Source organism: Streptomyces sp. WG5 (assembly GCF_049974565.1).
Lineage (GTDB): Bacteria > Actinomycetota > Actinomycetes > Streptomycetales > Streptomycetaceae > Streptomyces.
Genome location: NZ_JBNGGC010000125.1, coordinates 1 through 1,529 on the forward strand (window position 1 = coordinate 1; position 1,529 = coordinate 1,529).

Sequence of the window (1,529 nt, forward strand, 5' to 3'; positions counted from 1 at the left end):
GAGAAGAGGACGAAGTCGGCGAGGTCGAGGTGCCGGGTGAGGTCGTGCAGGTGGAGGGCCGCGTCGACCTTGGGACGCAGAACCCTTTCGAGCCGCTCCGGGGTGAGGGAGTCGATGACGCCGTCGTCGAGGACGCCCGCGGTGTGCACGACGGCGGTCAGGGGATGCTCCGCCGGTACGGTCGCCAGCAACGCGGCCAGCGCGTCCCGGTCCGCGGTGTCGCAGGCGGCGATCGTCACCTCGGCACCCAGGGCACGCAGTTCCTCACCGAGCTCGCGGGCCCCGGCGGCGCCCTCACCACGCCGGCTGACCAGCAGCAGATGGCGGGCACCGCGCACGGTGACGGCATGCCGGGCAACGAGAGCGCCCAGGGCACCGGTGCCGCCGGTGACCAGAACGGTGCCCTCCGGGTCCCAGTCCCTCGGCAGGGTGAGCACGATCTTGCCGACATGGCGTGCCTGGCTGAAACAGCGGAACGCCTCCGGGGCCTGGCGGAGATCCCAGGCGGAAACCGGCACCGGGTGAAGGGCACCGGACCGGAACAGGGCCAGGACTTCGGTGAGCATCTCCTGGATACGGTCGAGACCCGCCTCGGCCAGGTCGAACGCCCGGTACATGACGCCGGGATGAGCGGCAGCGACGTCCTCGGGCGAGCGGACGTCGGTCTTGCCCATCTCCACGAAGCGTCCACCGCGCGGCAGCAGCCGCAGCGAGGCATCCACGAACTCCCGGGCGAGGGAGTCCAGCACCACGTCCACACCCCGCCCACCGGTCGCCGCCCGGAAGGCGTCCTCGAAGTCCAGAGTGCGGGAGGAGGCGATGCGCTCGTCGGCCAGGCCCAGCCCGCGCAGGGTGTCCCACTTACCAGGGCCGGCGGTGGCGTAGACCTCGGCACCCCAGTGGCGGGCCAGCTGGACGGCGGCCATGCCGACACCGCCGGCGGCCGCCTGGACGAGGACGGACTCGCCACCACGCAGTGCGGCCAGGTCGTGGAGGGCGTAGTAGGCGGTCATGAAGACGATCGGCACCGACGCCGCCTCCGCGAAGGTCCACCCCTCCGGCATCGGAGCGATCATGCGGCGGTCCACGACGACACGCGGGCCGAACGCCCCCGGCAGCATGCCCAGCACACGATCGCCCGGCGCGAGATCCGTGACACCGGAACCGGTCTCCACGACCAGGCCCGCACCCTCGCTGCCCATCAGCCCCGCATCGCCCGGATACATGCCCAGAGCGTTCAGGACATCACGGAAGTTCAGACCGGCCGCCCGGACGGCGACCCGGACCTCGCCCGGCGCCAGCGGCGCATCGGACCCGGGACTCGGGAGCAGCGTGAGGTGGTCCAGAGTGCCCTTGTCCTGGATGTCCATACGCCAGGCGGCACCGTCCGCGGGCGGCGTGAGCGCTGTCCTGGCGGGGACCCGGGCCAGGCGGGGCACGTGGACGGTGCCGCGGCGGATCGCGAGCTGGGGTTCGCCGGTGGCGAGGGCCGCGGGGAGCGCCCGGACGGAGGCAGGGTCGCCGTCGAG

General features: G+C 72.9%; 1 protein-coding gene. It reads right to left on the minus strand.

Annotation, left to right across the window (positions count from 1 at the left end; all coding sequences use genetic code 11):
- Positions 1 to 1,529: SDR family NAD(P)-dependent oxidoreductase (locus ACP4IX_RS36170; RefSeq protein WP_426558888.1), on the minus strand; the 1,529-nt coding region annotated here is incomplete at both ends.